At 46.1% G+C, this 2,474-nt stretch carries 5 protein-coding genes and 1 pseudogene; 3 read left to right on the top strand and 3 right to left on the bottom strand.

What is annotated here, in order from left to right:
• The 3 genes and pseudogenes from JGK39_RS33385 to JGK39_RS33375 form a co-directional block, all read right to left on the bottom strand.
• Positions 1-413: pseudogene (locus JGK39_RS33385) on the bottom strand (hypothetical protein); the annotation flags it as partial.
• Positions 401-685: a hypothetical protein gene (locus JGK39_RS33380; protein ID WP_293258787.1), complete on the bottom strand. Its 285-nt coding sequence runs from the start codon at positions 683-685 to the stop codon at positions 401-403. The gene JGK39_RS33380 and the pseudogene JGK39_RS33385, both read right to left, overlap by 13 nt.
• Before the next feature lie 63 nt (positions 686-748).
• Positions 749-1,021 carry a helix-turn-helix transcriptional regulator gene (locus JGK39_RS33375; RefSeq protein WP_293258785.1) on the bottom strand — a complete coding sequence of 91 codons (273 nt, stop codon included), beginning with the start codon at positions 1,019-1,021 and terminating at the stop codon, positions 749-751.
• A gap of 204 nt (positions 1,022-1,225) precedes the next feature.
• Between JGK39_RS33375 and JGK39_RS33370 the strand changes: the two genes are divergently transcribed.
• The 3 genes from JGK39_RS33370 to JGK39_RS33360 all read left to right on the top strand — a co-directional run bounded on the left by JGK39_RS33370 (position 1,226) and on the right by JGK39_RS33360 (position 2,375).
• On the top strand, positions 1,226-1,522 hold the full coding sequence (locus tag JGK39_RS33370) for a hypothetical protein (protein ID WP_293322694.1): 297 nt from the start codon (positions 1,226-1,228) through the stop codon (positions 1,520-1,522).
• Positions 1,449-2,042, top strand: coding sequence for a hypothetical protein (locus JGK39_RS33365; protein ID WP_293322691.1), 594 nt, complete (start codon positions 1,449-1,451; stop codon positions 2,040-2,042). Before JGK39_RS33370 ends, JGK39_RS33365 begins: the two co-directional genes overlap by 74 nt.
• A 156-nt stretch (positions 2,043-2,198) precedes the next feature.
• Entirely contained in the window at positions 2,199-2,375 is a 177-nt protein-coding gene (locus JGK39_RS33360; protein WP_293258781.1) for a hypothetical protein, read from the top strand.
• Positions 2,376-2,474: the final 99 nt, after the last annotated feature.

Below are 2,474 nucleotides of genomic sequence, written 5' to 3'. Positions count from 1 at the left end.
AGATTCTCCACAACAGTCTCGACAGTTAATGGAGGTTTGAGATTCTCCACAACAGTCTCGACAGTTAATGGAGGTTTGAGATTCTCCACAACAGTCTCGGCAGTTAATGGAGGTTTGAGATTCTCCACAACAGTCTCGGCAGTTAATGGAGGTTTGAGATTCTCCACAACAGTCTCGGCAGTTAATGGCGCTGGGCAAGGCTTAACTTCTTCTGGATATAAAAAATCCCATTGGTTGGTGTGTGGGTTCCAAAATTGGATGCTGCCGTCGATCGGGTGGACGGCGTTAACTTTGAAAATTTCGCCGCGTTTAATCCAGGCTGCGATCGCCGGTTTTCGCTTGGTTTTTACCCAATCGCCGGCTTTGTACTGCGGCGTCGCTGTTGGTTGCGGGAACAGTTTTATTTGTTGCACTGCGTTTTTTTGGTACTGCGGCGTTTTTTGTAACCGTCGGCGTATTCAGGGCTGCTGAGTATGGCTAGGTATCGCTTTACCATTTGCTTTCCGTTTTTGTACAGCAGGAAGCGCCTGATTTGCTCGCGGACTTCTGGGGGGTAGGTTTTGTGCATGGTGGGTGGGATGAGAGTAAAAATGCCGTCTCTCCGGCTGTCGCACCACTTTGATGGGAAAGGTTTTTTGAACTTTCCGGCCCTCATACCCTTGTCCGGTGCAGTGTGGGATATCAAAGTTCGTTTCCCACGAACGCAGCAGGGTGGGTTTATCCCCTGGCAGGTGTCGCCAGTTTGGTTTTATTTGGATTGTGCTACTGAGATTGAGTCATCTGGAACTTTACTTACGTCTATTCCCATAGCTTTTGATAAGGTTTTTAGAGAAATTCCTAGTTTGCTCGCTAGGAGAATTGCGTTATCTAGTCTGGGTATTTTGCGTCCAGCAACCCAAGTGTTAATGGTTACTTCTGCAATTCCTGTGTCTTTGCTTAATTGTCGTTGTGTTATTCCTGCGGCTTCGATCAGATTTTTCAAGGTAGGTGTTGATGTTTCAACTTTGGACTCTGTATTCATTTTAACATATAATCCTTACTTTAGTATTGACATTTTAAAAAGTCCATACTAAAGTAAGGAGAGATAGACAACACAAGGGTTTCGCCGAGCTGAGCTTTGGCTGCGACTGTTTTGCGAAAATCCTTGTAGCTAATCTATCTGCAATTTGCATACCCTGTAACGTTCTCCCTGGGCTTGTACTGCTCAAGCCCTTTTCCTCAAACTATGTACACTTACACTGCTGTACAGTTACAACAAAAGACCTTTGGTCAGCTCAAAGCGATCGCTCGCGAACTTGATATTGTTCCGACAGGCGATCGGCGACGCTCTCAAAGTTGGATTGATGCGCTGGCTGGTGTCAAGCTTCCGTTGTTGAAACTGCTGGAAACTTCCCCCGGTGTCGATTGCGTCCAGGAGTCGATCGAACTGACATCGGAAAATATCCTTGGTGTCGATCGCGTCCAGGAGCCGCCAGGAACTGCTTATAGAAACGGTCAAAACTTCCCCCGGTGTCAAAACTGAGGCAGCAGCGATCGGTTTAGCGGCCAAAAATCCGATTTTGACTGGGGTTACTTTCTCTGATAGGTTTTTGGCTCGCTATGCCCCGCCACAGTCCCAGATTATCCACTTCCAATCTGATGCTGGCGGGCAATTAAATTTGCTAAATTTTGAGATTGAATTGGTGGATGAGCCGCCAGACCCGGATGATTTTGAATCCCTCGATGCGTTTCGCGAGGCGATTGTTCTTTGGGACTTTGAGCACAGCGAGCCGATCGAACAGTTTGCTGAATTTTCTGGCGTTGGAACTGTTGAGACAGTTTCGCTTGAGTCTATGTGTCAGTGGGTTCCTTGCGATTTGCTGTTTGAAACTGTGCCATCAATGGAAAATTTTTGCCCCTGCGGCGAAGTTCTTGCCAGTCAGTGCGACGGCCGTACTGTTGTGATTCGCGTTTATCCCGATCGCACTGTTCGGGTTCCCTGTTACAAAAATCGAGTTGGCTGTTGCAGCCGATCGCCTCCGGGAGGTGATGCTGTGACTTGAGTCTTGAGTTTTTTTCTTTGATGTTTTATTCCTTTCTGCTTCAGCGGTCGTTTTGAACGGGCGATCGCTTTTTTTCCCTACTAAATTTTGGAGTCCGAATTTATGTTTTCTTTGAGAGTTGTTCTTCCTGTTTACAAGCTTAACGAATGGTGAAACTTGCAAACTTCTGGTGAAATTATCGCTGCTTGGACGGGCGATAATCTTTTGGAGGGCGATGAGGTTATTAAGAAACAGGCTGCCCAATGGCTTGAAAAACAACAATCTGAAAGTCAGATTGTCTCTGATTACAATGACTTTGTGGACTCTAAGACAAGGGCTGAACGAGCTTTGTGACAAGTTCAGCGGGAGCTTAAATTAAACCAATCAAAGCTTGATTTGCTTAAGAAGTTTTTTGCTGGTTTGGGTTTTGAACCCGATTCTGAATATTTGAAA

The organism is Microcoleus sp. PH2017_12_PCY_D_A (genome assembly GCF_020738565.1).
Taxonomy (GTDB): domain Bacteria; phylum Cyanobacteriota; class Cyanobacteriia; order Cyanobacteriales; family Microcoleaceae; genus Microcoleus.
The sequence above is the reverse complement of the archived record's forward strand: the minus strand, read 5'-3'. Positions and strand labels throughout refer to the sequence as shown.